Here is a 22,616-nt window from a genome sequence, read left to right as displayed (position 1 = left end):
AATCTCAATTTCTTTATCACTAACTTTGGAGTTTTAAAATGAGCGACCGTAAACGTCGAATTTATGGATTTATGATCGGTCTAGTCTTCGGCATACCCTTCGCGATCACTTCGGAATACATCAATTCGTGGATGCTGCCCGGGGTGCCGCTGTTTGAGCTGCCACTGGGACGTGTGACTACCATCGTACTGACCATGACCGCCATGAGCCTTCTGGGAATGCTCGTGGCATGGGATGAAGAATCTTTCTGGGGTTTGCTGGGTGGGTCCCTTTTCATTGTCACCCTGAGTTCCATACAGGCTTATCTTAATTCAGGCGTGTCAGAAGGTGTGACCTCGTTCTTTCTATTTTTGTTCACCTTCCTGCCGCGCCTGATCATTTACCTGCCGCTGACTTTGTTTTTGCGCTGGGTGTTGAATAATTTCGATCGGGCAGCATCCATCTCGAGCGGCAGAGCGGGGCGTCCCTTCCTCGCGTTGTTGATCCTGATTGTGCTGGCTGTCATCGGCGGCAGGTTTTCGATGCTTGCTCCGGAGGCTCGTCTGGCATTACAGGATGGGAATAGCCTGCTGCTGGAAGGAATATCCGCCGTTGAAAATGGGACAGACCTGCCCGCACCGCTCATTGACGTGGACGGTTTTTCCACCTATGCAAAAGGTCCCTACACTCTTGAATGGAGCAGTGACGTGGACAGCCTGCCTGTGACAAGGCCGTTGTCCGAGTTCGGTGTGACCGAGTCGTTGATCATTTTTCGGTTTGAGAATACGTATCAGTTCGGATGCGCATACACTCCCCCCAGCCGTGTTCCAAAATGCGTCAATATTACACGGGTAAGATAAAAAAAACGGAAGTCTCTGAGACTTCCATTTTTTTTATGGCACAGGAGCATTGGTCGGTTGTGGGGTGTCGACTGCTGTTTCAGTGGGCGATGGGGTTTCGGTTGGCCTCAATGTGGGGGATGGCGTGATGGTAGGCGTATCTGATGGCGTTGGAGTTTGGGATGGCGTGGGGGTGGCTGTCAGGGTAACGGCCGGCAGATCGATCGGGCCGACCAGTCCCAAGCCGAGCAATTCACGAAAGATCCATCCGCCTTCGTATTGCTGGTGGGATGGGACTTCCTGATCGGGGGCGATCAGAAGCCATGTTTCATTTTCGTTCACTGCGCGGAAGGACAGGCATTCTCTCAGCCGCAGGGGTTCTCCAAGGACCGCGTACGTTGTGCCAGGCCCTGAGCGTACATTAATGGCGTAGGCATACAGCGAATTGACACAATAGGTCAGGGTATCAAAAGGCAGTTTTGTGGCGGAGGGTGTGAAGGATGGTTTTATTTCGGTGGTTGTAATTGCCACTGTTATGGAGGGCGTGCTGGTAGCGCTCGCGGTTGGTGTGAAAATAGATGTGGATGTGAGAGTGGAAATGGACATGTTGGTTGTGGAAATATCGGTTGGCGTTGCAGACGGGGTGGGGGTGGAAGGTGGTGTTACAGGTTTGGGGAAAAAGATTAACGCAGCGATAAGAAGAACTATGAGTGCGAGGATCGAAGGAAGGACATATTTGCGAAATTTGGACGGCAGGATGGCGGTTGCTCTTTCAAAGGGAGTAACAACAGGCGGCTTTCCTGTATACCCCAGTGCGGACAAAAGATTTTTAAAGTTATCAGCGTATTCCCCACTTAAGAAATTAACATAGTTGATCGTGTTCAGCGCGAAGGGCACATTGCAAGCCTCTAACATAAGAGGGATGATCTTCTTGTGCAGAGTTAATGCCTGGGTATATTCCTTCTGCACCCATTCAGATTCAGTGGAGTTGGGCGTGAGTACGATAATAAAGAATTGACTCGCCTCAATGGCGGCGGGCAGGCTGCGGACCCAATCGTCGCCGCCGCGCAGGTCGGTGATATCCCACCAGACATCGTAGCCCGCCTTCTCAATATCCCCGGCGAGTTTGCGGACAAATTCCATATCCTTGCGTGAATAGCTGATGAAAACTTTTTGCATGGCGTCCCAATGGATAGTATCTTACATCCAAACGCGGGTTTTGTGGGAAATTTAGTGATAGTTCAAAGTTTGGCTATTACTTCGCGAGGTATAATCCAAAAAAAAAAGTCAAAAAAAAACCGATTCAAAATATAACTTTTAAAGCTGGCGGAGAAACATGTAAGAAGAAACGACAAAGACTTGGGAATATAAACCTTTTTCGTTCAAGAACGAAAAGATCATCAAGAATTGTTTGAACGCAAATTTGGAATGACAACGCTCGGGGCCTTTTGTGCCATCTGAGTTCAGCGGGTCAAGATTTCAAGGGACCATTGATACCTTGCAGATTGAGCCAAGATGGGACGCCTGTAATCATTGAATATAAAGGAAGTGGAAATGGATCATTTCAAGATGTTTGTTTTATTTGGACTGGTTGGTAGATCATAAAGGCGATTTTGCCCTTTCCCCACGGGACAGTGGGGAAATTCAGTGGCATTGATGCTGGGCATATCCGAGATTGATTTAGAAGTTTTGAAGATGAATGTTCTTTTAATCGCAGTGGGGCCGCAAGTTATGGCCTATTTTAAGTCGGGGAGACTTGCTAGTTTTAGATAAATATTCTCTTTGTGGATGTGGGAAATGAAATGACCGCAAAAGAAATCCGCGCCCTGAGTGAATCGGTAAACCTGAATGCATTGCTGGCTTATCGGCTGGCGGTGGGAAAGCGAAACCTCTTTTGAAGATAGCAGGAAAATCTTCTCAATGATGATAGTGATATCAAGAAAAGCCCAACCTGAACGATTAACATGCCTGTTGGAAGACGGGACGGTACGAGATCAGCAGGCGAAGTGGCTTTGATATTCCATGTGGGTTGGACATCCTAAGACGAGATTTTCAAATTGACATTGACTGGTGCCAGAAACAAACCTCCATCTGTCTGATTGGACACCGTTAATTATTTGATCGAGCAATCTTATCTGCTTTGCGAGATTTAGCCTATCAGACACACTTTCAGGAAACCAAGTGACAGTCACCTCGCGAGCGGGACTGTCACTTTTTCGTTTAATTCTCTAATACTTCTCTTATCTCATTTGGCTTGACCAATACTTAACTCGCGTATATAGTTTAGTCTGCTTAACTAAAAAGAAGGCTTAACTATGACCGACAAACTCCAGTTTTCCCAAACCCTGCGTGCCTGGATGGACGCCTTTATGCACCGCTCCATGAGCGGATGGAATCACTTTGCCAAAAGCACGGGGCTTTCCATGCCGCAATTCAGCATCCTGATGCAGCTGCATCACAAAGGCCCGTGCGGCATGTCTGAGGTCAGCGAACGGTTTGATATTTCCGCGGCTGCCGCCAGTCAACTGGTGGATAAGCTCGTGCAGTCGGGTCACCTCGAACGGGCCGAAGATCCCAGTGATCGCCGCGCCAAACTGTTGACCTTGAGCATCAAAGGTTCGGAACTCATCCAGCAGGGCATCGAAGAACGTTATCGCTGGATGGATGATCTGGCAGATACCTTGAGCGCCGAAGATCAAAAGAAGGTCAGCGAAGCGTTGACCCTGTTAACGAAAGCCGCCAAGGAAATGGAAATCGTAAATCCAAAATCGTAAGTCGAAAAAGGAACCATATGCAAGCAACCGCAACCCAAAATCCACCCCGCGCAAAGCGCCAAAAAACATCCTTTAAAGGTATTGGCCGCGCCGTCAAATACCTGACCCATTACAAGAGCCAGGCTATTTTGCCGTATATCTTTCTCGTGATCGCCACGCTCTCACAATTGGCTGTGCCGCGTATGATCCGTAATGTGATCGATGCGGTCACCAGCGGATTCCTCGCCGACCAGGTCTTGCAGGCGTTGGATAAGATCCCCGCTGCATTTGTCAGCACGGTGCTGCCGAAGATTCTCGAAGCCCTAAAGTATGATCCTGCTTTAACGCTGGACCAGCTCAAGGTCACGCTTGAAGCGGATTTGGGAAACGCACCCCGCGCCCTGATCACTGCTCTTGTCGCGATCGTCGGATTCGCCCTTCTGCGCGGACTGTTCTCCTTCCTGCAAGCGTATTGGGCGGAGAAGAATTCGCAGTCGGTCGCGTATGATCTGCGCAACGACCTGTATGCCAAGATCCAGAATTTGTCGTTCGCGTATCACGATAAGAATCAAACGGGTCAGTTGATGATCCGCGCGACGGATGATGTTGAGAAGGTGCGCTTGTTCATTGGGCAGGGTTTGCTGCAACTTGTTGGCGCAGTGATCTTGTTGTCGGGCACGGTCATCATTCTGTTCTCGTCGAATGTTTCATTGGCGTGGACTGCCATGCCGATCCTGCCAATTGCGATCGTTCTGTTCGGTGTGTTTGCCGGACTCAGCCAACCCTTGTTCGCGAAAGTGCAGATAAAACTTTCAACCCTGAACACGGTCTTGCAGGAAAACCTCGCGGGCGTAAAAGTGATCAAGGCTTTCACGCGCGAGAAGGAACAGCAGACCAAGTTCCGCACTGCCGCAGATGACACGATGAATCAAGCCATCGCGGTTAATCGTTTGTTCACGTTCCTGTTCCCGCTGGTTTTCTTAATTGCCAACCTCGGACAGGCCGCGATCCTTTATGTGGGCGGCAAGCAAATTATCCTCGGCACATTGAGCATCGGCGCATGGCAGGAATTCTCTCTTTACTTGATGTACCTGTTCTTCCCCATCATGATGTTCGGTATGATCGTCACGCAAATGGGACAGGCCGCCGCGTCCGCTGACCGCATCTTTGAAATTCTGGATGCCAAGAGTGACATCGTCGACAAGCCCAATGCATCGAAACTGCCCGCCGTGAAAGGTGATGTGAAATTCGAGAACGTCACCTTCCGCTATGTCGGCGGCGGTGACCCCGTTCTTAAGAATGTTTCATTTGAAGTTAAATCGGGTGAGACGGTCGCATTGCTCGGCGCGACAGGCTCTGGCAAGACCAGCATCATCAACTTATTGCCGCGCTTCTATGACCCAACCGAAGGCGGGATCACCATTGACGGTCATGACCTGCGCGATGTCACGCTCGACTCGCTTCGTTCGCAGATCGGCATCGTGCTTCAAGAGACAACTCTGTTCAGCGGTACGATCAGCGAGAACATCGCATTTGGTAAACCCGAAGCCACGCACGAAGAAATAGAAGCCGCCGCAAAAGCCGCAGCCGCACATGATTTCATCATGTCCTTCCCCGATGGATACAACACACACGTCGGTGAACGCGGAACAACTCTCAGCGGCGGACAAAAACAACGCGTTGCCATCGCTCGCGCGCTATTACTCGACCCGCGCATTCTGATCCTCGACGACTCAACCTCCAGTGTGGATGTCGCCACCGAGTCGCATATTCAGGAAGCGCTTGAAACTCTTATGAAAGGCCGCACATCCTTCGTCATCGCACAGCGCATCAGCACCGTGATGAACGCCGATAAAATTCTTGTGCTGGAAAAAGGTGAAGTTGTGGCACAAGGCAAACACGCTCAACTCATGGAAGAAGAACCGATCTATGCTGAAATTTATAACTCACAAATCCTTTCGCATCAAAATGATGCGGTAGCGGAGGTGGCATTATGATGCACGGCCGCGCTGGTGGTTTTCTCAATCAAGAAACAATGAAGCCGCGTAACCTGAGCGAAACGCTCGGTCGCCTCGGTAGATATTTCGGCCAATTCTGGTACATGATCGTTTTGGCGGTGGTCTTCGTTGTCATCTCCACCTGGACTCAAGTGACCTCTCCGGAATTAATGGGACAGGCCACGGATTGTTTCCTCGTACCCGCTGGAAGCAGTGCCTTCGCTCAACTCGCCCCGCCAACTGCTTCAGACCAAAAAGCAGTTTCCTCCTGTTGGCTTGGGACAACCGAAGACCCATCCACGTTATCGTATTCGAAGCAGATCGTCTACAAAGCCTATCATCTCGGCGGATACACCACTCCCGATCTTGCAACGGCCACGAATGAAGAACGCATCACAGGCATGTTCCGCCTGATCCTGATCGTGATTGCATTGTATGTAATTGGCGCGGTCCTGACTGGTATGACCTTCTTCGCCATGGCATGGACTGGGCAGCACGTTCTGCGCTCCCTGCGCGTGGAAGTGTTCGAGAAGCTACACACACTCTCGCTTAGTTACTACTCCGAGCATGAAGCTGGTGACCTGATGAGCCGTATCACGAATGATACATCCGCGATTGAACAGGCATTTTCATTTGCGCTCGTCAACGTATTCAGCGGAATTCTCCTGTTGGTATGGGTGGCCTATAACATGATCACCGCCAGCCTGCCGTTCGCTTTGCTTTCATTGGCTGTCTCGCCGTTGATGTTCATCGCCACGATCTGGTTCTCAGGGCAGGCGCGTAAAGCCTTCCGCAAGAGCCGCGAAGAGATCGGCAATGTCAACGCTGAATTACAAGAAACCATTTCCTCAGTCCGCGAAGTGCAAGCCTTCAACCGCGCAGATGAAAACATTGAGCAGTTCAAGGAAGTCAACGCTGCCAATCGTGATGCGAATGTCCGCGCTGTGGCTTACACCTCTGCGCTTGCCCCAACACTGGAAGCTTTTTCCTATATCGGCCTAGCCATCGTCACCGGCGTCGGCGGCTGGTACTTGCTGACAGGTGACCTGCTTTTCGGCACGACCGTCACACTTGGTTTGGTCATTACCTTCCTCGCTTATGTGCAGCGCTTCAACCAGCCCATTCAACAGATCGCCGTGTTATGGACGAACATCCAAAACGCGATCGCAGGCGCGGAACGTATCTTTACAATTCTCGACGAAAAGCCTGCCGTGGTTGATAAGCCCGGTGCAAAGGCGATGCCTGAGATCAAAGGCAAAGTTGAGTTCATCGAAGTCAGCCATGAATATGAAGACGGCGTGCCTGTGTTGAAGGAAGTTTCTTTCTCCGCAGAACCTGGGCAAACCATCGCCATCGTCGGCCCAACGGGTGCGGGCAAGACCACCATCATCAACTTACTACCGCGCTTCTACGATGTAACGCACGGCTCGGTCAAGATAGACGGCGTGGATGTGCGCGATGTCACCGCCGAATCGATCCGCAAGCAAGTGGGCATTGTGCTTCAGGATACATTCCTGTTCAGCGCCTCCGTCATGGACAACATCCGCTTTGGCCGCCCCGACGCAACCGACGAAGAAGTCTTCGCCGCTGCAAAACTTGCCAACGCTGATTCGTTCATCGAACGCCTGCCTGAAAAATATCAGACAGTACTCGGCGAGCGCGGCTCGGGTCTTTCTCAGGGACAGAGGCAGCTGCTTTCGATCGCGCGCGCCGCACTTGCAGACCCGAGAGTCCTCATTCTCGACGAAGCAACTTCCAGTGTGGACACACGAACCGAGCGTCTCATCCAAAAAGCATTTGACGCGCTGCTCCAAAGCCGCACATCCTTCGTCATCGCACACCGCCTATCCACCATCCGCAATGCGGATATGATTCTCGTTCTGAAAGATGGACAGATCATTGAACGCGGCAAACATGATGAATTGCTGAACAAACAAGGCTTCTATTACGACCTGTATATGAGTCAATTCAAAAAGCAGGAAGAAGTGGAAGTCGCAACCTCGTAATGTGGTTGGAGAGGTCATTTTGCCCATACCGTTGGAGAAAAACATGAACTTTGTTGTTTTTATTGGTTTCCATGTTTTCATGTATCGCCTGACTGGCGGAAAGTTCGGCGGTGAAATGCGCGGATTTAAAGTCCTGATCCTCACCACCAAAGGACGCAAGTCTGGGAAAATACTATCGGCTCCGCTTGGATATTTTGAACGCGATGGCGGATATATCATCGTCGCCTCGAATAACGGTGCGTCAAACAGCCCTTCCTGGTATCACAATATCAAGGCCAACCCTGATGATGTGAAGATCCAGGTCAAGGATAAAAAGATGAAGGTCAAGCCTGAGATCATTTTGGGCGAGGCGCGCAGACCGTTATATGACTGGATCGTTTCCATCGCCCCCAATTACGGGGAATACGAAAAAACGACCACTCGTGAAATTCCGCTGGTGTTTTTGAAACCGTAAGGATCAAAGCAGGGGCTGTCTGAAAAAGGCAGCCCTTTTTATTTAAGAGATACAATTTCGTTATGCAAATCCTCACTGAAATTCATCGCGCTGAAGGAATAAATACTCACGGCAAAACGGTCCACCGAACTGCCGTGCGCGCCGTCATTCTGCGTGGACCTGAATTGCTGATGGTGTATTCCTCGAATGTGGGTGACTATAAATTTCCCGGCGGTGGTGTGGATATAGGCGAAACTCATCAACAGGCATTGGCGCGTGAACTGCTGGAAGAATGCGGCGCATCCCTGCTCAGTGTGGATGGCGAGCTTGGCGCAATCATTGAATACAACTTCGCCAAAGAAAAGGAGTACGATGTTTTTAAAATGACATCGTATTATTATTTCTGTCAGATCAGGGAGGAGTTTGGTTCGCAGAAATTGGATGGGTATGAAAAAGAACTGGGCTTTCAACCGCTGTGGATCAGCATTGATGCGGCAATTTTAGCCAACCGATCGCGGCTTGATACAGATGAAATTCCCCAATGGTTACGCCGAGAGATTTTTATACTTGAACACCTCAAGCATTCCATGTGAAGTGATCAGTTCAGTATATCCAATAGTTTTGTTGTGTCTTTCAGGATCATATCCGCGCCCATTTTCTTTAACTCAGCCTCTTCGCCAAATCCGCATAGGACTCCGACCGTCTGTGCGCCCGCGGATCGACCGGCGCGGATATCCACCGTGGTATCGCCGATCATCAGGCAGTTTTGCGGGGCGACGTTCATCTTTTGTGCGGCAAGCAAGACAGGATCTGGATATGGTTTGGTATGTGCCGCGGATAACCCGGTAACGATCACATCGAAATATTTCACCAGATCATATTGCTCAAGGAATGCCATGGTACCGTGTTCATCCCGCGCGCTGATGACTGCCATGGGGAAACGTCCATACAATTGCGCGAGCATGGCGTCCACACCGGGGATCAGCAGGAATTTTCTCGGTATGCCTGCGGCGGCGCGACAGCCAATTGATGACTGCCACCATTTGATCGTCCATGCCAAGCGTATCGGCAAGGCCGAGCAGGGCGTTGCCGGGCGCTTCGATCCACATAATGAAGCGGCGCGCAGTATGATCGGGGTTGCGGAAGAGAATGCGGGAAAAAAACGAGATCCGCTGTGTATAAAGATCATCGGTGTCGCTCAGCGTGCCGTCCACATCGAAACAGAGGGATTTTATGCGGTTTAAAGCCAAAGGCATGGCGCAATTGTACCAAAGGGGCTATACTTTACATAAATGTTGTTCTAAAAATATTTCTAGTGTGGTTTAATAAGAATATGTTTGAAGATCGTTCCCGCTCATTACTTGAATTATTGATGAACGTCAGCCGTGAGGTGGCAACAGCCCTGACCTTCGCACGGTCTTACAGCGTTTGCTCTATGCGGCTCTTCAACATGTGGGCGGAGAACGCGGCAGCATTGTGGTAATGGATGATCTCGGCAAGCCGGTCGATGCGACGATCGTATTCGGGACGCAATTCCACGATCACACCACCCAGCAGCTGCGGGATACGGTCGAACGGGGCCTGGCGGGATGGGTGGTGCAAAATCGCAAATCCACGCTTGTCACGGATACCAGTAAAGATAACCGCTGGCTGCGCCGCACAGACGACTCGGCGGATAAGAGCGGCGCTAAATCCGCGATCTGTGTGCCGCTCTTGGCGCGCGACCGTTTGGTGGGCGTGCTGACCCTTGTGCACTCCATCCCCAATTCTTTCAATGAAGAACACCTGGCATTGATGCAGGCTATCGCTGATCAGGCGAGTGTGGCTGTTTTGAATGCGCGTTTATACACGGAAAGCCAGCGCACCGCGCGCGTTATGTCCGCGCTGGCAGAAGCGGCTGCGGCGATCAATACCTCATTGGAAATAACGGATGTATGGCGGCGTATTCTTAATCAGACCATGCAGGCTTTGCAGGTCGAGACCGTGGCATTGGCTTTGATCGATCATGATAGTAACGACCTGATCTTTCAGGCGGCGGCGGGACATAATTCCGGCAGCATCCCCGGGCGTCACATCCATAACGGGCATGGGCTGACGGGGCAGGTGATCACCAATGGGCTGGGTTTGATCGTTCCATCCGTCAAACAGGATTCTCACTATAGCGAAGTGGACAAGTTCGAGGGCATCGAGATGCGGGCTGTCGCCATCGCCCCGATCCAGTCACAGGGGAAGGTCATCGGTGTGCTTGAGGCGGTCAATCCGATCTCCGGCGCATTTGACCCGGATGCGATGGTGGTGTTGGCGGGGCTGGGAAGTCTGGCGGGCACAACCATCCAGAATGCCGAATATTTGAATCGGATCCAAAAAGCGCACCAGCGCTATCTTGAATTATTCGAAGACAGCGTGGACATGATCCTGATCACAGATTGGGAAGGTACGGTGCTTGAATCAAACCGCCAGGCTGTGCTATTGAGCGGTTACAGCAAAGAGGAACTGCGCGCTTTAAGCATCGATCAATTGCATGAAGTGAAGTGGAACCGCACCGGCTTGAACTTTGAAACGCTCAGACGTTACGACGAATGTACCTACGAATCTGGTTTGCTAAAAAAGGACGGCAGTTCAATTCCGATTGAGGTGCATGCGCGCCGTGTTGAATTCGAAGAAACCGATTCGATCCAGTGGATCGTTCAGGATGTCACCGAACGCAAGGAGTTGGATGCCCTGCGGGATGACATGATCGCCATGATCTATCACGATATCCGCTCTCCGCTTGGCAATGTTGTCTCCAGCCTCGAGATGATGGGCGAGTTGATGCCCGTTGATGAAACACTGACATCCATGCTAAATATCGCGCGTAATTCGACCGCGCGCATTCAACGCCTGGTAAACTCATTGCTCGACATTAATCGGCTTGAATCCGGTCATCAGATCATTGACCAGAATTCGATCGATCCGCAGGCGTTGATCCGTGAATCGATCCGCGATGTGATCCCCGCTGCGACCGGGCGCCAGCAAATTATCGAGAATAATATGACGGTGCTTCCGCTCATTTGGGTGGATGTGGATATGATCCATCGTGTGTTCATCAACCTGCTTGAAAACGCGATCAAATTCACTCCTGTCGCGGGCCGTATCCGCATCAGCGCGCAAACAGACGGGGTCTTTGTCAAGTTTTCGATCAATGACAACGGCCCGGGCATTCCCCCCGCAGACCGCGAGCGCATTTTTGATAAATTCATCCGCGTGCGCGGCAGGGATCGAACCGTTGGACTCGGTCTGGGATTGGCTTTTTGCCGGCTGGCGGTGCATGGGCACGGCGGCGAGATCTGGGTTGAAAGCGAACCTGGAAAAGGCTCCACCTTCTGGCTGACCCTGCCTGTTGCCCAAAAGAAGACAACCGGTCAGCTCAAACGGAAGACGGGCAGACTGACGATGAACGAAAGATGACCCACGGCTATCCGACCTTAGAAAATAACCATCCATAGGATTTTTCAGGAGTAGTATGCAGGAAATAACTAAAAATATCCAGATCGAAGATCAACTGCCCGGTGTAACCCTGGGTGTGATCATTACCCAGCGTGGATTGATCCAGATCGACGCGCCGCCTTCCCCTGAAGATGCGCGTTCCTGGCGCGCCGCGTTGATGAACCTTGGGGGCGGTATGGAGCGTGTCTTGATCAATCTTGATGCGCATCCTGACCGGACCCTTGGCGCGCGCGCCATGGACTGCACTGTGATCGCGCACGAGAAGACCGCCAACACATTCCGTACCCGTCCGAGCACGTTCAAAGCGCAGGGCGAAGAAACCGGCGCCGATTGGGAATCGATTGCCGGGCTGGGCAGTGTCCGCTGGGCGCCGCCCGAAATTTCCTTTCTCGATCAAATGACCCTGCACTGGAGCGATTCGCCCGTTGTGCTTGAGCATCACGCGGGTCCCTCTGACGGGTCGATCTGGGTGCGCCTGCCCGAGGAAAAGATCGTCTTCATTGGGGATGCCGTACTTAAGAATCAGCCGCCGTTCCTGGCGGGCGCGAATCTTAAAGCCTGGCTGACCTCATTGGAATTACTGCTGGAAGCGCCCTATAAGGGCTATACCATCATCAGCAGCCGCGGCGGAATGATGACCACGGCCGCCATAAAAACACAATATGATTTCCTTAAGCACATTTATGACAAGCTGGATAAGATCACGACAAAAAAACCGAATCCCGCCGCGATCGAGAAACTGGTTGCTTCGCTATTGACATGGTTCAAAGCCCCGGCAGCGCGTCAAAAACAATTCGCTCAGCGGCTGCGCTACGGTCTATTGCACTATAACGCGCGCCAGGACCGCGGCGCCAGCGCTCCATCTGAAGAGGAATGATCGCCATGCTCCAGCCCATCCTTGAGTTGATGCGCGGCGGCGTGGTCGAAGCCACACACTTTGGTTCCATCGCGGTTGTCGATTCGACAGGCAAACTTTTACATTCCTATGGCGACCCTGACACGGTCGCTTTTTTGCGTTCCTCCGCCAAACCTTTTCAAGCGCTGCCCTTCGTTGAACAGGGCGGCGCGGAATATTTTAATTTTACGCAAAGCGAACTTTCGATCTCCTGCGCGTCTCACGAAACCTCACAGCTGCATCTGGATACCGTGGCTGCCATGCAGACAAAGATCGGCATTCTGGAAGGCAGCCTGCAATGCGGGCCGCACCTGCCTGGAGATCCCTCCAAATTGAGGCAGGTCATTAAAGAGGATATCAAACCAACCCCTAATTTTAATAACTGTTCGGGCAAACACACCGCCATGCTGGCTTTCGCAAAAATGCGCGGACTGCCTCTTGAAACTTATCTTGCCTTCGACCACCCCATTCAGAAAGACATCCTGAAAACATTCTCTGAAATGTGCGGGATCGAAATGGATCAGGTTCAACTCGGCATTGATGGCTGCTCGGCTCCGAACTTCGCGGTCCCATTAATAAACGCCGCGCTTGGCATGGCGCGCATCTGTGACCCGCGTGACTTAAGCGAAGCGCGCGCGGCCGCCTGTAAAAAGATCACCTCCGCCATGTCCGCCCACCCGGAAATGGTCAGCAACCATGGCGAGTTCGATTGTGAACTGATGAACATCGGCGCGGGCAGGCTTGTCACCAAACGCGGCGCGGAAGGCTTCCAGATCATCGGTCTCATGCCCGGCGTGTACGGTGAAAAAGGAGTGGGGATCGCATTCAAAGTGACGGACGGCGACAAGTCTTCCATGAATGACAGCCTTGAATCCACGGCGCGCGTCAGACCCTCTGTGACGCTTGAGATCCTGCGCCAATTAAAAGTTTTGAATGAATCGGAATTGCAATCGCTGTCGAAATTCGGTCCTGAAAAAATATTGAAGAATTACGCCGGTCTCGTTACTGGAAAGTCAAAACCTGTCTTTCACATATAGTACCGTCCCGAAGGTTTGAGGAAACTTATCAGAGTTTTCACGGAAACCTTTGGGACGTTTTGGTTAATATGAAAAATTTAAAAATACGCGCTGTCAAAATTCATACCACCCTGCTTCAAGCATTCGGCGAACCCATCTGGCGTGATCCCCTGCCCGCCATTGACGAACTGGTTTCCACCATCCTCTCGCAAAATACAAATGACGTCAACCGCGACCGCGGCTTTCATGCCTTGCGCGCAAAACTGCCCACATGGGAAGCCGTGCGTGACGCGCAAGTTGAGGATGTGATCAATGCGATCCGCCCCGCTGGACTCGCGAATCAAAAAGGTCCGCGCATTCAACAAGTCCTGCGCGCCATCACAGCCGAACGCGGCTCGCTCAACCTGGACTTTTTGGCTGATCTGCCAATCGAAGAAGCACGCGCCTGGCTGACAAAGTTCAACGGCGTCGGCCCGAAGACTGCCGCCATCGTGCTGTGCTTCTCGCTCAACATGCCCGCCTTCCCCGTGGACACGCACATCTACCGCCTCAGCGGGCGGATCGGGTTGCGGCCTGAGAAGATGACCGTCGAGCAGGCGCATCCGCATCTTGAATCCGTGTTCCCGCCTGAAACATATTACGCCGCGCATTTGAATCTGATCCGCTTGGGAAGAGAGGTCTGCCATGCGCGCAAACCAAATTGCCCGAAGTGCCCGATCATTAAGTTGTGCGAGTATAAAGAGAAGACGAAATAACGTAGACACGAAAACATGGAAACAAGTAGACAAAATGGATATTCCTCCCATTAGCATTGCCTTGGAAGAACTCGGCGTTCCGCATAAAATATTTCGCCATGAGACTCCCGTTACTTCGTTTGAGCAGGCCGCCAGTGAACGCGGACAAAAGCCTGACCAGGTGGTGCGCAGTATTTTGTTTCGAGTCTCGGAAGATGAATTTGTGATGGCGTTGGTGGCTGGCCCCGCGCAGGTCTCATGGAAGATCCTGCGGAAACATCTTGGGCGTTCGCGCATTTCGATGGCGACGGAGGATGAAGTCCTCGCGGTGACGGGCTATCGCATCGGGACAGTGGGGCCGTTCGGATTGCCAAATCAACTCAAGGTGTTGATCGACGCGGGCGTGATGCTCGAAGAGGAAGTTTCCATCGGGTCGGGAATGCGAAATACGGCGGTCATCCTAAAGAGCGCGGATCTGCATCACGCTTTAAAGAACGCAGATGTTGTATCATTGGTTGAAAAATAAAATTACGGAGAATCCCATGTCCAATTTAAAACAACGCACACTTGATTTTCTTGAGATCGAATGGGCAACTTATATAAAAAGATTTAATCGCTGGCCCGCTGAAGAGGGCGGCAAGAGAGTGAAGGCTCAGGGCTACGAGCAGTTCCGCGACATGCTGGCGCATATCCTGACATGGTGGGAGGAGGCCATGCCGATCATCCTCGCCATCGCGGAGGAGCGCGACTATGAACGCAAAAAATATGACTTCAATCGGTTCAACGCCGAGGCGGTTGCAAAATATAAAAATTGGGATGAGGCCGAGTTCCTTGCTCATTTTGAGAAAACACGCAGACAGGCGGCGGCAGACCTGAGGTCCATGAACGAAGCGGCCTGGGAAAACCGTCGTGTGCGCTCATGGGTCAACGGGGTCTTTATCCATCACGCGCGCGAACATCTGGTGGCGTTGAGTCGTTTTCTGGCAGTGGATACCCTGGAAAATGAGTGGAACACATATGTTGATAATTTCAACAAGCTGGATGATGAAAAGAAAAAGGAATTCTTAAGCAAGCAGGGTGTTGAGAGTTTCCATGACATGCTTGTACATATGATCGGCTGGTGGGATGTGGGTACGCATATTGTCACTGGAATTCTGAATGATCCGAATTTCACATGGCAGGACCCTGATACGGATCTGTTTAATGAAGAACTGATCGCAAAAAACAAAAATATTCCCGACGCAGAAATTCTGGAACAGTTCGAAAGCAAGCGGCAAGTACTGCTGCGGCTTGTGAATGAAATCCCTGAACGGGCTTTTGCGGATATGAACATCGAAGGCTGGCTCGCTGCGGACGTGGTCGGGCATTATGATGAACATAACCCCGCGGATTTTTAAAGAGCAGAATGGATCATATTATTTTTCTCGCGCTTGGAAGCAATATGGGAAACCGCCTTACGAATCTCAAGGCGGCTGTCTTGAATTTCTCACCGCAGATATCGGTGAAGAAAAAATCCTCTGTTTATGAAACGCCGCCATGGGGATTTGTGGAACAGGATGCCTTCCTAAACCAAGTCATCAAGGCCGAAACTTATCTTGAACCTGAACCGCTGCTGCGCCACTTAAAACGGCTCGAAACTGCCCTGGGACGTGTTCCAAATTTTCAGAACGGTCCGCGCCTGATCGATATTGACATATTATTCTTTGACGATGCTGTCATTGATACACCGCCATTGGTCGTTCCGCATCCGCGGCTGCATGAGCGCGCTTTTGTGCTGGTTCCGCTCGCTGAGATCGAACCCGATTTTGTTCACCCCACCCTTCAAAAGCCAATACGGAATCTGCGGGATGAAGTGGATCGGAGTGAGATCAGGATATACACAGGAAAATAATTTTAACAAACAAGGAGAAACAAAATGGATATTGAGATCATTCACCGCCCGTCATACTCGCTGGCAATTGCAAAGCTGACCCCCAATGAACGCATCCGCGCGGAAGCGGGCGCGATGGTCAGCATGTCTGGTGATGTGCAGATCGAGACCAAAGCCGAGGGCGGAATTTTGAAGTCGTTGGGACGCGCCGTGCTGGGTGGAGAGTCCTTCTTTCAGAATTTCTTTGTCGCTTCTGCTGCTGGTGGAGAAGTGACGCTCGCGCCTGAACTGCCCGGCGATATTGCTGTGATCGAAATGAGCGGCAGTAAATTGATGATCCAGGCTGGCTCGTACATGGCCTCTGAATCGACCGTTGAGCTGAACGCCAAAGTGAGCATGAAAGCCTTCATGTCTGCCGAGGGCATTTCCATGCTTGAAGCGACCGGTACCGGTACCCTGCTGGTTTCATCCTACGGCGCTATTTTTGAAAAAGTGCTTGGCGCTGGCGAAAAATACATAGTGGACACTTCGCATCTGGTCGCCTTTGATGGAACGATGTCTGTCCAGCCAAAAACTGTCGGCGGGATGAAATCCACCTTGTTCAGCGGCGAAGGCCTGGTCGTGGAGTTGACCGGTCCCGGCAAGATCTACATCCAGACCCGCTCGCCGCAGGCGCTGATCAACTGGATCATCCCGCAGATTCCCAAGCCGCCATCATCCTCCAGTCATTAAATCACTGTTGGCTTGTATACCCTCATGGTCACAAATTGCATTTTTCCCCTTTGGGAAGCAATTTGTGACCGAGGGTATTATATAATAGATGCAGGGCGAAAGAGTTCGTCCTGCATTTTCTTTTGTCTATGGGAGAACCATGAGAATAGTCCGCTATCAAACCAATGAGAACAGCCTGAAACACGGCTGGATGCTGGATGACAAGGTCGGAGAGATCGTCGGGGATATCTTCGGCGAATATCGCCGCCGCGAGGCAAAGACACCCGTCGCTGATGTAAAGTTGATCACGCCCTGCGTACCGAGCAAGATCGTCTGTGTGGGGCGCAATTATGTGGAACATGCCAAGGAACTCGGCAATGAAGTTCCGAAAGTACCGCTCATCTTTTTGAAGCCGCCCTCATCGATCATATCGAACGGCGAATCCATTATCCTGCCGCCGCAGTCGCGCCAGGTCGAACATGAAGCGGAACTGGTCATCGTCATCAGCAAACGCGGACGGAACGTCACGCCTGAACAGGCGAAGGAATATATCTTCGGGTACACCATCGGCAACGATATCACCGCGCGCGACCTGCAGCAAACGGATGGTCAATGGACGCGCGCCAAAGGCTTCGATACCTTCTGTTCCTTCGGCCCGTGGATCGACACCGAGTTCGACGCGTCCGATGCCGTGGTCACCTGCCGGGTCAACGGGCAGATGCGTCAGATGGCATCCACGCGCGACATGGTTTTTAACGTCAGTACATTGATCGCATATATTTCATCCGTGATGACGCTCGAGCCCGGCGATTTGATATTTACAGGCACGCCTGCCGGCGTTGGGATGTTGAAGAACGGCGATGTGGTGGATGTTGAGATCGAGGGATTGGGTAAGTTGAGCAATCCGGTGAAAATTTAATCTGGTGGTCTCGATATAGGCGAGAAGAACACTCGCCCTACTCGACCGCCGAGGCATAGACTATGAATGAATTTCAAACTTTCCTCGAGAAATATCCATCGTACACAAAAACCGAATCTATAGATGCGCTCCGCAAAAAGGATTATGCGCGGCTTGACCGCGGCGAGCATGTCTATCTTGATTACACCGGCGGCGGCATCTATGCTGAATCGCAGATCGAAAAACATCATCAACTCCTGCAAGAGCATGTTTTCGGAAATCCGCATTCAACCAATCCAACCTCACAAGCTGCCACATGCCTCGTTGAAGGCGCGCGCGAATACATCCTGAAATTTTTCAACGCTGACCCAAATGAATATCTCGCCATCTTCACGTCCAATGCTAGCGGCGCCTTAAAACTGATCGGCGAGTCATATCCATTCTCAAACGGGCGTTATCTTTTAACATTTGACAATCACAACTCCGTAAATGGGATTCGGGAATTTGCCCATGCAAGAGGCGCGGACGTGACCTACATCCCGGTCATGCTCCCGGACATGCGCGTTGACGCTTCGCAGCTTAACCTTGAACTGTCCCAGCCTTCGAAGAGCGGACACAACCTTTTTGCATACCCCGCGCAATCGAACTTCTCATCGGTCAAACATCCGCTGGAGTGGATCGAACAGGCTCACGCGTACGGTTGGGATGTTTTGCTTGACGCGGCAGCCTATGTCCCGACCAACAAACTCGATCTCCGCCAGGTCAACCCGGATTTTGTTGCCATCTCTTTCTATAAAATATTCGGCTACCCAACCGGGCTTGGCGCATTGATCGCGCGCAAATCCGCCCTGGAAAAATTGCATCGTCCCTGGTTCGCGGGCGGAACGATCACCGTGGCATCGGTACAGGGTGATAAATATTATCTTGCCGATGGCGCCCCCGCCTTTGAAGACGGCACGCTCGATTACCTCAACATCCCCGCCATTGAGATCGGGCTGAAACATATTGAATCCATCGGCTATGATGTCATCAACGAGCGTGTCAAAACATTGACAGGCTGGCTGCTGGATAACCTGGCTCAAATGAAGCACAGCACAGGCGAGCCGCTGGTGCGCGTGTTTGGACCAGCCAAAAGCGCAGATGACCGCGGCGGCGCAGTGACAGTCAACTTCTATGACAAGAACGGTATCGCCTTCGATCATCGTTTCATCGAGAGTGAAGCCAACAAACTTAATATCTCGCTCCGCACCGGCTGTTTCTGCAACCCCGGCGCAGGCGAAGTGGCGCTCGGCATCTCGCGCGTGGAATTGGATGTGTGCTTCACGCGCCCCGACCACAAAGACGTCATGTCCATTGATGAGTTTCGTAAATGTATTGACGGTAAATCCAGCGGCGCGGTGAGGATCTCCGTGGGCATGGTCACGAACTTCAACGATGTGCAGGCGTTCCTGTCATTTGCGAGAGGGCTGTTGTCATAGTGTGCGTCATCCTGAGGGAGAGCGTTTGCGACCGAAGGAGCACTACTATGTTATGCAAGGGATTATTCGCCAATATTTAGAGTTACATAAGGAGAATCAAAATGAACGTCCAAGACATCCACCTCATTTACAACTACAACTACTGGGCTACTGGAAAAATTCTTGAAGCCAGCAATAAGGTGACAGAAAAACAGTTCCTCGAACCTGCGTCATTTCCATTCGGCGGCTTGCGCGGGACGCTTGTCCACATTCTTGATGCCGAATTTGGCTGGCGCGGATTATTTGAAAATAAATCCTTTAATGCAGATTTGAAGCCAGACGATTTCGCAACAGTAAAATCTGTAGAAGAACGCGCGCGTGAAGAAGAGAAAGCCATGCGAGCCTACCTTGCCAATTTAAGAGATGATGACATGGAAAGCCACTTGCGCTACACCACAGACACGGGGATTGAACGCGACCGCATCTTATGGCAGTGCCTGTATCATGTTGTCAATCATGGCACACAACATCGCAGTGAAGCCGCAGCCTTGCTCACAGATTTCGGTAGTTCCCCCGGTGATCTTGATTTCACTCTCTTTTTAAACGAGTTCAAAAAATGAACGGACAAACCCGTTCCGTCATAAAACCTGGTATCACCGTATTGATCGTTTTGAAGCAGGATCAACGGACTGGTAAATTAACCAAAGGCATCGTAAAAGATATTCTGACCAAATCGCCAAATCATCCGCACGGGATCAAAGTCCGTTTGATGGATGGGCAGGTGGGGCGTGTGAAGGAAATTGTGGAAGAATAAGGTAAGAGGCTATGAGTAAAATCATAGCCTCTTTTATGTAATAGCAGATCATTTCGCCTCGCAACGAGATTAGCTTGATGCGATATGTGACGCGATGTAGGCGGCATCTTCTCCCACACCCACCAGCAAACCAGATTTATATTTAGACAGCCAGGGCATCCCGACAAAATATAAGCCGGGATAATTTGTCATGCCGCGCTGTTGAATTGGATATCCATCCGCGTCGGTGACCGGCAGTTTTACAAGCGAAAAGTCAAACGAATATCCCTGCGCCCAAATGATGGTGTTGATGCCTTCGGCAGCCAGGTCGAGTTCACCAATGATCTCGACGGCGTACCCATCCCGCAGGTCAGGCAGTGATTCGGCGGGCAGGTCGATTCCGTTTTTAGCGATGAAATCATCAATTATTTTTACAACATCCGCTTCGAATTTATCCACTTTCGCGAGGCTTTCATGCAGGTCGCCTGCCAGCATTACTGTTTCATTTTCTCCGCTGGTGATTCGACCCAGCAGCTGCACGCCATCGCGCACAAATTGATGCAGATTGATCGTGTGCCCGCCATCCTTGCCTGAGAGATGCGGATTGCCAGAAAACTTGGCTTTAGGCGAGGGAAGTTTATCCACAGTGCGGTCAAAAAAGCCCGCTTGTTTAAGCCAGTCAAATACATCCCTGCCGCGATAACGACGCGGCGCCCGGCCTGCGCTGCCAACGCACAAATATACTTTGCGCCCGCTTTCGTATAATTCTTCGGTGATCTGGCAGCCCGACTGTGCCGAGCCGACCACAAGTACCGCACCATCAGGCAATGACTGTGGATTGCGGTATGCGCTTGAATGAAGCTGTGTGATCCTTGATGATAGATTTTCGGCAAACGCAGGTTTCTTTGGCCCTTGAAATAAGCCTGTTGCCACGACCACATGATCTGCCAGCCAAACATCACGCTCTGTTGTGACCTGATATTTGCCGCTGTCTGCCAGATGTTCAACTGCCGTAACTCGCACCCCATACTGAACAGGCAGGTCAAATCTTTTCACATAATCCTCGAAATAGGCGACGATCTCGCCGCGCGGAAGAAATCCATCCGGATCATCTCCCTGATATTCTGCGCCGGGCATTTGCAATGTCCAGTTGGGCGTGAGCAGTGAGAATGAATCCCAGCGGCTGTTGCGCCAGGCATTCCCAGCCTGGGCGGCCTGTTCAAAGACAACATGTTCGACCTGATGCTGTTGAAGATAATAACTGGTTGCAAGTCCCGCCTGGCCGCCGCCGATAACGATCGTATTTAAATGCCGCATTTTTCTCTCCTCAACAAAATAACGCATCAGTAATTGATACAATGGATTTATTATAGGACAATTCAAGTCCAAATACAATCACAATCAGAAAGGTGGAGAAAAATAAAATTGTCCGACTGAGTTGGACGGACAATTTTATTATCGCGTGCTATACTCGCGCCTGTTATGAATGTACTGCGCTCATTGAAGCATCGTCCGTTCGCGTTGTTGTGGTCGGGGCAGACCATCTCACGGCTTGGCGACAGCCTGTATCGCATCGCGCTTGCATGGTGGGTGCTTGAAAAGACCGGCTCAGCCGTTGCGATGGGAACTGTACTGGTGCTTTCACAGATCCCCCTGTTGATCTTCGTGCTGATCGGCGGCGTGGTCGTGGACCGCTTTCCGCGTATCCGCATCATGTTCATCTCAGATGTATTAAGCGGACTGGTTATCACCTTCGTCGCAGTTTTTTCATGGCTGGATATTTTGGAGCTATGGCATATTTATGCGGCCAGCATCATCTTCGGATTCGTGGAGGCGTTTTTCTTTCCCGCGTATCAGGCAGTCATCCCGCAGTTGACACCCAAAGACATGCTGACCAGTGCCAATTCCCTGAATGGACTTAGCCAGCGTATGACTGGTATCATCGGACCCGCGATCGGCGCGGCGCTGGTTGCTTCAGGCGGCACCAGCCTGACTTTTGGGCTGGATGCGCTTTCATTTTTTATTTCCGCCCTTTTTGTTTTCCCGCTTTTACGGGGCAATGCACTTGAAACTCAAAGTGTGAAACCTGTTGATGAAACAGCGCGCAGCCCCAAATCCGTGCGGGAAACGCTCAAACAGGGTGTGGATGATATTCGTCAGGGATTTACCGTCATCATGGCGATCCCGTGGATCTGGATCACGATCCTGATCTTTGGTTTCGTAAATATGTCCGAGGCTAGTCCGCGCGCCGTGGCCATGCCGTTCTTCATCAAGAACGATCTCGGCGCGGATGTTAACTTGCTGGGGATATTTGGCACCGTATTCTCGATCGGGTTTGTGATCGGCGCGATCGTGCTCGGACAATTCAAGCGCCTGCGCAGACGCGGAGTGATGGCATATGCGACCACGCTGACTCAAGGCGTCCTGCTATTATTCTTCGCATTAAAATTCCCCGTCCCTGTTTTGATCGGGAGCATGTTCATTTACGGATTTTCATTCTCGGTCTTCGGCATGATCTGGAATAACACCCTGCAGGAAATGGTTCCGCATGAACTGCTGGGACGCGTGTACTCGATCGACGCCCTCGGTTCATTCGTGTTAATGCCGATCGGGTTTGTCATTGCAGGCTGGGCCACCGACCTGATCGGCGCGCCGACGGTGTTCCTGATCGGCGGGTCTGCAACCATCCTGCTTGCCTTGCTGGGATTGTCTCATCCCGCGATCCGAAATCTTGACTAAACTGAGAGCT

Annotated in this window: 24 protein-coding genes; 20 read left to right on the top strand and 4 right to left on the bottom strand. The window is 51.4% G+C overall.

Annotated elements, in window-relative coordinates; genetic code table 11:
• Positions 1 to 38: 38 nt before the first annotated feature.
• The gene (locus IPL17_RS03575) at positions 39 to 839 is read left to right on the top strand and encodes a hypothetical protein (RefSeq protein WP_345305711.1); all 801 of its coding nucleotides are present in this window, start codon (positions 39 to 41) and stop codon (positions 837 to 839) included.
• A 33-nt stretch (positions 840 to 872) separates the two neighbouring features.
• Here the strand turns inward: IPL17_RS03575 and IPL17_RS03570 are convergent, their stop codons facing one another.
• Positions 873 to 1,997, bottom strand: a complete 1,125-nt coding sequence (locus tag IPL17_RS03570; RefSeq protein ID WP_345305710.1) for a toll/interleukin-1 receptor domain-containing protein — start codon at positions 1,995 to 1,997, stop codon at positions 873 to 875.
• A gap of 1,136 nt (positions 1,998 to 3,133) precedes the next feature.
• On the opposite strand from IPL17_RS03570, the gene IPL17_RS03565 reads away from it, so the two are divergent.
• The 5 genes from IPL17_RS03565 (at position 3,134) to IPL17_RS03545 (ending at position 8,600) form a co-directional block, all read left to right on the top strand.
• Entirely contained in the window at positions 3,134 to 3,592 is a 459-nt protein-coding gene (locus IPL17_RS03565) for a MarR family transcriptional regulator (protein ID WP_345305709.1), read from the top strand.
• Between the two features lie 17 nt (positions 3,593 to 3,609).
• Positions 3,610 to 5,568, top strand: a complete 1,959-nt coding sequence (locus IPL17_RS03560; RefSeq protein ID WP_345305708.1) for an ABC transporter ATP-binding protein — start codon at positions 3,610 to 3,612, stop codon at positions 5,566 to 5,568.
• Positions 5,565 to 7,574 carry an ABC transporter ATP-binding protein gene (locus tag IPL17_RS03555; RefSeq protein WP_345305707.1) on the top strand — a complete coding sequence of 670 codons (2,010 nt, stop codon included), beginning with the start codon at positions 5,565 to 5,567 and terminating at the stop codon, positions 7,572 to 7,574. Before IPL17_RS03560 ends, IPL17_RS03555 begins: the two co-directional genes overlap by 4 nt.
• Positions 7,575 to 7,617: 43 nt before the next feature.
• Entirely contained in the window at positions 7,618 to 8,028 is a 411-nt protein-coding gene (locus IPL17_RS03550; RefSeq protein ID WP_345305706.1) for a nitroreductase/quinone reductase family protein, read from the top strand.
• A 62-nt stretch (positions 8,029 to 8,090) separates the two neighbouring features.
• Positions 8,091 to 8,600, top strand: coding sequence for an NUDIX domain-containing protein (locus IPL17_RS03545; RefSeq protein WP_345305705.1), 510 nt, complete (start codon positions 8,091 to 8,093; stop codon positions 8,598 to 8,600).
• 5 nt (positions 8,601 to 8,605) lie between these two features.
• Here IPL17_RS03545 and IPL17_RS03540 read toward each other — a convergent pair whose 3' ends face one another.
• Together IPL17_RS03540 and IPL17_RS03535 are read right to left on the bottom strand one after the other, a co-directional pair.
• A complete protein-coding gene (locus tag IPL17_RS03540; protein WP_345305704.1) occupies positions 8,606 to 8,941 on the bottom strand; it encodes an HAD-IA family hydrolase in 336 nt (111 codons plus the stop codon).
• Positions 8,916 to 9,263 carry a hypothetical protein gene (locus IPL17_RS03535; RefSeq protein ID WP_345305703.1) on the bottom strand — a complete coding sequence of 116 codons (348 nt, stop codon included), beginning with the start codon at positions 9,261 to 9,263 and terminating at the stop codon, positions 8,916 to 8,918. The genes IPL17_RS03540 and IPL17_RS03535 overlap by 26 nt, the downstream gene beginning before the upstream one ends.
• A gap of 77 nt (positions 9,264 to 9,340) precedes the next feature.
• On the opposite strand from IPL17_RS03535, the gene IPL17_RS03530 reads away from it, so the two are divergent.
• The 13 genes from IPL17_RS03530 (at position 9,341) to IPL17_RS03470 (ending at position 19,888) form a co-directional block, all read left to right on the top strand.
• Positions 9,341 to 9,490 carry a hypothetical protein gene (locus IPL17_RS03530; protein ID WP_345305702.1) on the top strand — a complete coding sequence of 50 codons (150 nt, stop codon included), beginning with the start codon at positions 9,341 to 9,343 and terminating at the stop codon, positions 9,488 to 9,490.
• Positions 9,460 to 11,454: a GAF domain-containing protein gene (locus tag IPL17_RS03525; RefSeq protein WP_345305701.1), complete on the top strand. Its 1,995-nt coding sequence runs from the start codon at positions 9,460 to 9,462 to the stop codon at positions 11,452 to 11,454. Before IPL17_RS03530 ends, IPL17_RS03525 begins: the two co-directional genes overlap by 31 nt.
• 55 nt (positions 11,455 to 11,509) lie before the next feature.
• Positions 11,510 to 12,370, top strand: a complete 861-nt coding sequence (locus tag IPL17_RS03520) for an MBL fold metallo-hydrolase (RefSeq protein ID WP_345305700.1) — start codon at positions 11,510 to 11,512, stop codon at positions 12,368 to 12,370.
• Between the two features lie 5 nt (positions 12,371 to 12,375).
• Positions 12,376 to 13,425: an asparaginase gene (locus IPL17_RS03515; protein ID WP_345305699.1), complete on the top strand. Its 1,050-nt coding sequence runs from the start codon at positions 12,376 to 12,378 to the stop codon at positions 13,423 to 13,425.
• A 68-nt stretch (positions 13,426 to 13,493) separates the two neighbouring features.
• Entirely contained in the window at positions 13,494 to 14,159 is a 666-nt protein-coding gene (nth, locus tag IPL17_RS03510) for an endonuclease III (RefSeq protein ID WP_345305698.1), read from the top strand.
• A gap of 34 nt (positions 14,160 to 14,193) precedes the next feature.
• Positions 14,194 to 14,664, top strand: coding sequence for a YbaK/EbsC family protein (locus IPL17_RS03505; protein ID WP_345305697.1), 471 nt, complete (start codon positions 14,194 to 14,196; stop codon positions 14,662 to 14,664).
• Between the two features lie 16 nt (positions 14,665 to 14,680).
• Positions 14,681 to 15,535: a ClbS/DfsB family four-helix bundle protein gene (locus IPL17_RS03500; RefSeq protein ID WP_345305696.1), complete on the top strand. Its 855-nt coding sequence runs from the start codon at positions 14,681 to 14,683 to the stop codon at positions 15,533 to 15,535.
• Positions 15,536 to 15,543: 8 nt separating this feature from the next.
• On the top strand, positions 15,544 to 16,029 hold the full coding sequence (gene folK / locus IPL17_RS03495) for a 2-amino-4-hydroxy-6-hydroxymethyldihydropteridine diphosphokinase (protein ID WP_345305695.1): 486 nt from the start codon (positions 15,544 to 15,546) through the stop codon (positions 16,027 to 16,029).
• Between the two features lie 24 nt (positions 16,030 to 16,053).
• Positions 16,054 to 16,740 (top strand): TIGR00266 family protein, encoded by a 687-nt coding sequence (locus IPL17_RS03490; RefSeq protein ID WP_345305694.1) that lies wholly within the window; start codon positions 16,054 to 16,056, stop codon positions 16,738 to 16,740.
• Between the two features lie 139 nt (positions 16,741 to 16,879).
• Positions 16,880 to 17,638, top strand: a complete 759-nt coding sequence (locus IPL17_RS03485) for a fumarylacetoacetate hydrolase family protein (RefSeq protein ID WP_345305693.1) — start codon at positions 16,880 to 16,882, stop codon at positions 17,636 to 17,638.
• A gap of 62 nt (positions 17,639 to 17,700) precedes the next feature.
• Positions 17,701 to 19,095, top strand: a complete 1,395-nt coding sequence (locus IPL17_RS03480) for an aminotransferase class V-fold PLP-dependent enzyme (RefSeq protein ID WP_345305692.1) — start codon at positions 17,701 to 17,703, stop codon at positions 19,093 to 19,095.
• 101 nt (positions 19,096 to 19,196) lie between these two features.
• On the top strand, positions 19,197 to 19,694 hold the full coding sequence (locus tag IPL17_RS03475) for a DinB family protein (RefSeq protein WP_345305691.1): 498 nt from the start codon (positions 19,197 to 19,199) through the stop codon (positions 19,692 to 19,694).
• Positions 19,691 to 19,888 (top strand): YwbE family protein, encoded by a 198-nt coding sequence (locus IPL17_RS03470; protein WP_345305690.1) that lies wholly within the window; start codon positions 19,691 to 19,693, stop codon positions 19,886 to 19,888. The genes IPL17_RS03475 and IPL17_RS03470 overlap by 4 nt, the downstream gene beginning before the upstream one ends.
• 69 nt (positions 19,889 to 19,957) lie before the next feature.
• Here IPL17_RS03470 and IPL17_RS03465 read toward each other — a convergent pair whose 3' ends face one another.
• A complete protein-coding gene (locus IPL17_RS03465) occupies positions 19,958 to 21,184 on the bottom strand; it encodes an NAD(P)-binding domain-containing protein (RefSeq protein WP_345305689.1) in 1,227 nt (408 codons plus the stop codon).
• 165 nt (positions 21,185 to 21,349) lie between these two features.
• Here IPL17_RS03465 and IPL17_RS03460 point away from each other — a divergent pair, with 165 nt between their 5' ends.
• Entirely contained in the window at positions 21,350 to 22,606 is a 1,257-nt protein-coding gene (locus IPL17_RS03460; protein ID WP_345305688.1) for an MFS transporter, read from the top strand.
• Positions 22,607 to 22,616: the final 10 nt, after the last annotated feature.

Source organism: Candidatus Villigracilis saccharophilus (genome assembly GCF_016711665.1).
The sequence above is the reverse complement of the archived record's forward strand: the minus strand, read 5'-3'. Positions and strand labels throughout refer to the sequence as shown.

What these genes read in the sequence shown, in the direction of transcription:
- IPL17_RS03460 (WP_345305688.1), top strand. Translation starts at nt 21,350, where the DNA reads ATGAATGTACTGCGCTCATTGAAGCATCGTCCGTTCGCGTTGTTGTGG.
- IPL17_RS03570 (WP_345305710.1), bottom strand. Translation starts at nt 1,997, where the DNA reads ATGCAAAAAGTTTTCATCAGCTATTCACGCAAGGATATGGAATTTGTC.
- IPL17_RS03575 (WP_345305711.1), top strand. Translation starts at nt 39, where the DNA reads ATGAGCGACCGTAAACGTCGAATTTATGGATTTATGATCGGTCTAGTC.
- IPL17_RS03500 (WP_345305696.1), top strand. Translation starts at nt 14,681, where the DNA reads ATGTCCAATTTAAAACAACGCACACTTGATTTTCTTGAGATCGAATGG.
- IPL17_RS03490 (WP_345305694.1), top strand. Translation starts at nt 16,054, where the DNA reads ATGGATATTGAGATCATTCACCGCCCGTCATACTCGCTGGCAATTGCA.
- IPL17_RS03480 (WP_345305692.1), top strand. Translation starts at nt 17,701, where the DNA reads ATGAATGAATTTCAAACTTTCCTCGAGAAATATCCATCGTACACAAAA.
- IPL17_RS03475 (WP_345305691.1), top strand. Translation starts at nt 19,197, where the DNA reads ATGAACGTCCAAGACATCCACCTCATTTACAACTACAACTACTGGGCT.
- IPL17_RS03560 (WP_345305708.1), top strand. Translation starts at nt 3,610, where the DNA reads ATGCAAGCAACCGCAACCCAAAATCCACCCCGCGCAAAGCGCCAAAAA.
- IPL17_RS03470 (WP_345305690.1), top strand. Translation starts at nt 19,691, where the DNA reads ATGAACGGACAAACCCGTTCCGTCATAAAACCTGGTATCACCGTATTG.
- IPL17_RS03485 (WP_345305693.1), top strand. Translation starts at nt 16,880, where the DNA reads ATGAGAATAGTCCGCTATCAAACCAATGAGAACAGCCTGAAACACGGC.
- nth (WP_345305698.1), top strand. Translation starts at nt 13,494, where the DNA reads ATGAAAAATTTAAAAATACGCGCTGTCAAAATTCATACCACCCTGCTT.
- folK (WP_345305695.1), top strand. Translation starts at nt 15,544, where the DNA reads ATGGATCATATTATTTTTCTCGCGCTTGGAAGCAATATGGGAAACCGC.
- IPL17_RS03505 (WP_345305697.1), top strand. Translation starts at nt 14,194, where the DNA reads ATGGATATTCCTCCCATTAGCATTGCCTTGGAAGAACTCGGCGTTCCG.
- IPL17_RS03515 (WP_345305699.1), top strand. Translation starts at nt 12,376, where the DNA reads ATGCTCCAGCCCATCCTTGAGTTGATGCGCGGCGGCGTGGTCGAAGCC.
- IPL17_RS03520 (WP_345305700.1), top strand. Translation starts at nt 11,510, where the DNA reads ATGCAGGAAATAACTAAAAATATCCAGATCGAAGATCAACTGCCCGGT.
- IPL17_RS03545 (WP_345305705.1), top strand. Translation starts at nt 8,091, where the DNA reads ATGCAAATCCTCACTGAAATTCATCGCGCTGAAGGAATAAATACTCAC.
- IPL17_RS03540 (WP_345305704.1), bottom strand. Translation starts at nt 8,941, where the DNA reads ATGGCAGTCATCAGCGCGCGGGATGAACACGGTACCATGGCATTCCTT.
- IPL17_RS03465 (WP_345305689.1), bottom strand. Translation starts at nt 21,184, where the DNA reads ATGCGGCATTTAAATACGATCGTTATCGGCGGCGGCCAGGCGGGACTT.
- IPL17_RS03535 (WP_345305703.1), bottom strand. Translation starts at nt 9,263, where the DNA reads ATGCCTTTGGCTTTAAACCGCATAAAATCCCTCTGTTTCGATGTGGAC.
- IPL17_RS03555 (WP_345305707.1), top strand. Translation starts at nt 5,565, where the DNA reads ATGATGCACGGCCGCGCTGGTGGTTTTCTCAATCAAGAAACAATGAAG.
- IPL17_RS03550 (WP_345305706.1), top strand. Translation starts at nt 7,618, where the DNA reads ATGAACTTTGTTGTTTTTATTGGTTTCCATGTTTTCATGTATCGCCTG.
- IPL17_RS03565 (WP_345305709.1), top strand. Translation starts at nt 3,134, where the DNA reads ATGACCGACAAACTCCAGTTTTCCCAAACCCTGCGTGCCTGGATGGAC.
- IPL17_RS03530 (WP_345305702.1), top strand. Translation starts at nt 9,341, where the DNA reads ATGTTTGAAGATCGTTCCCGCTCATTACTTGAATTATTGATGAACGTC.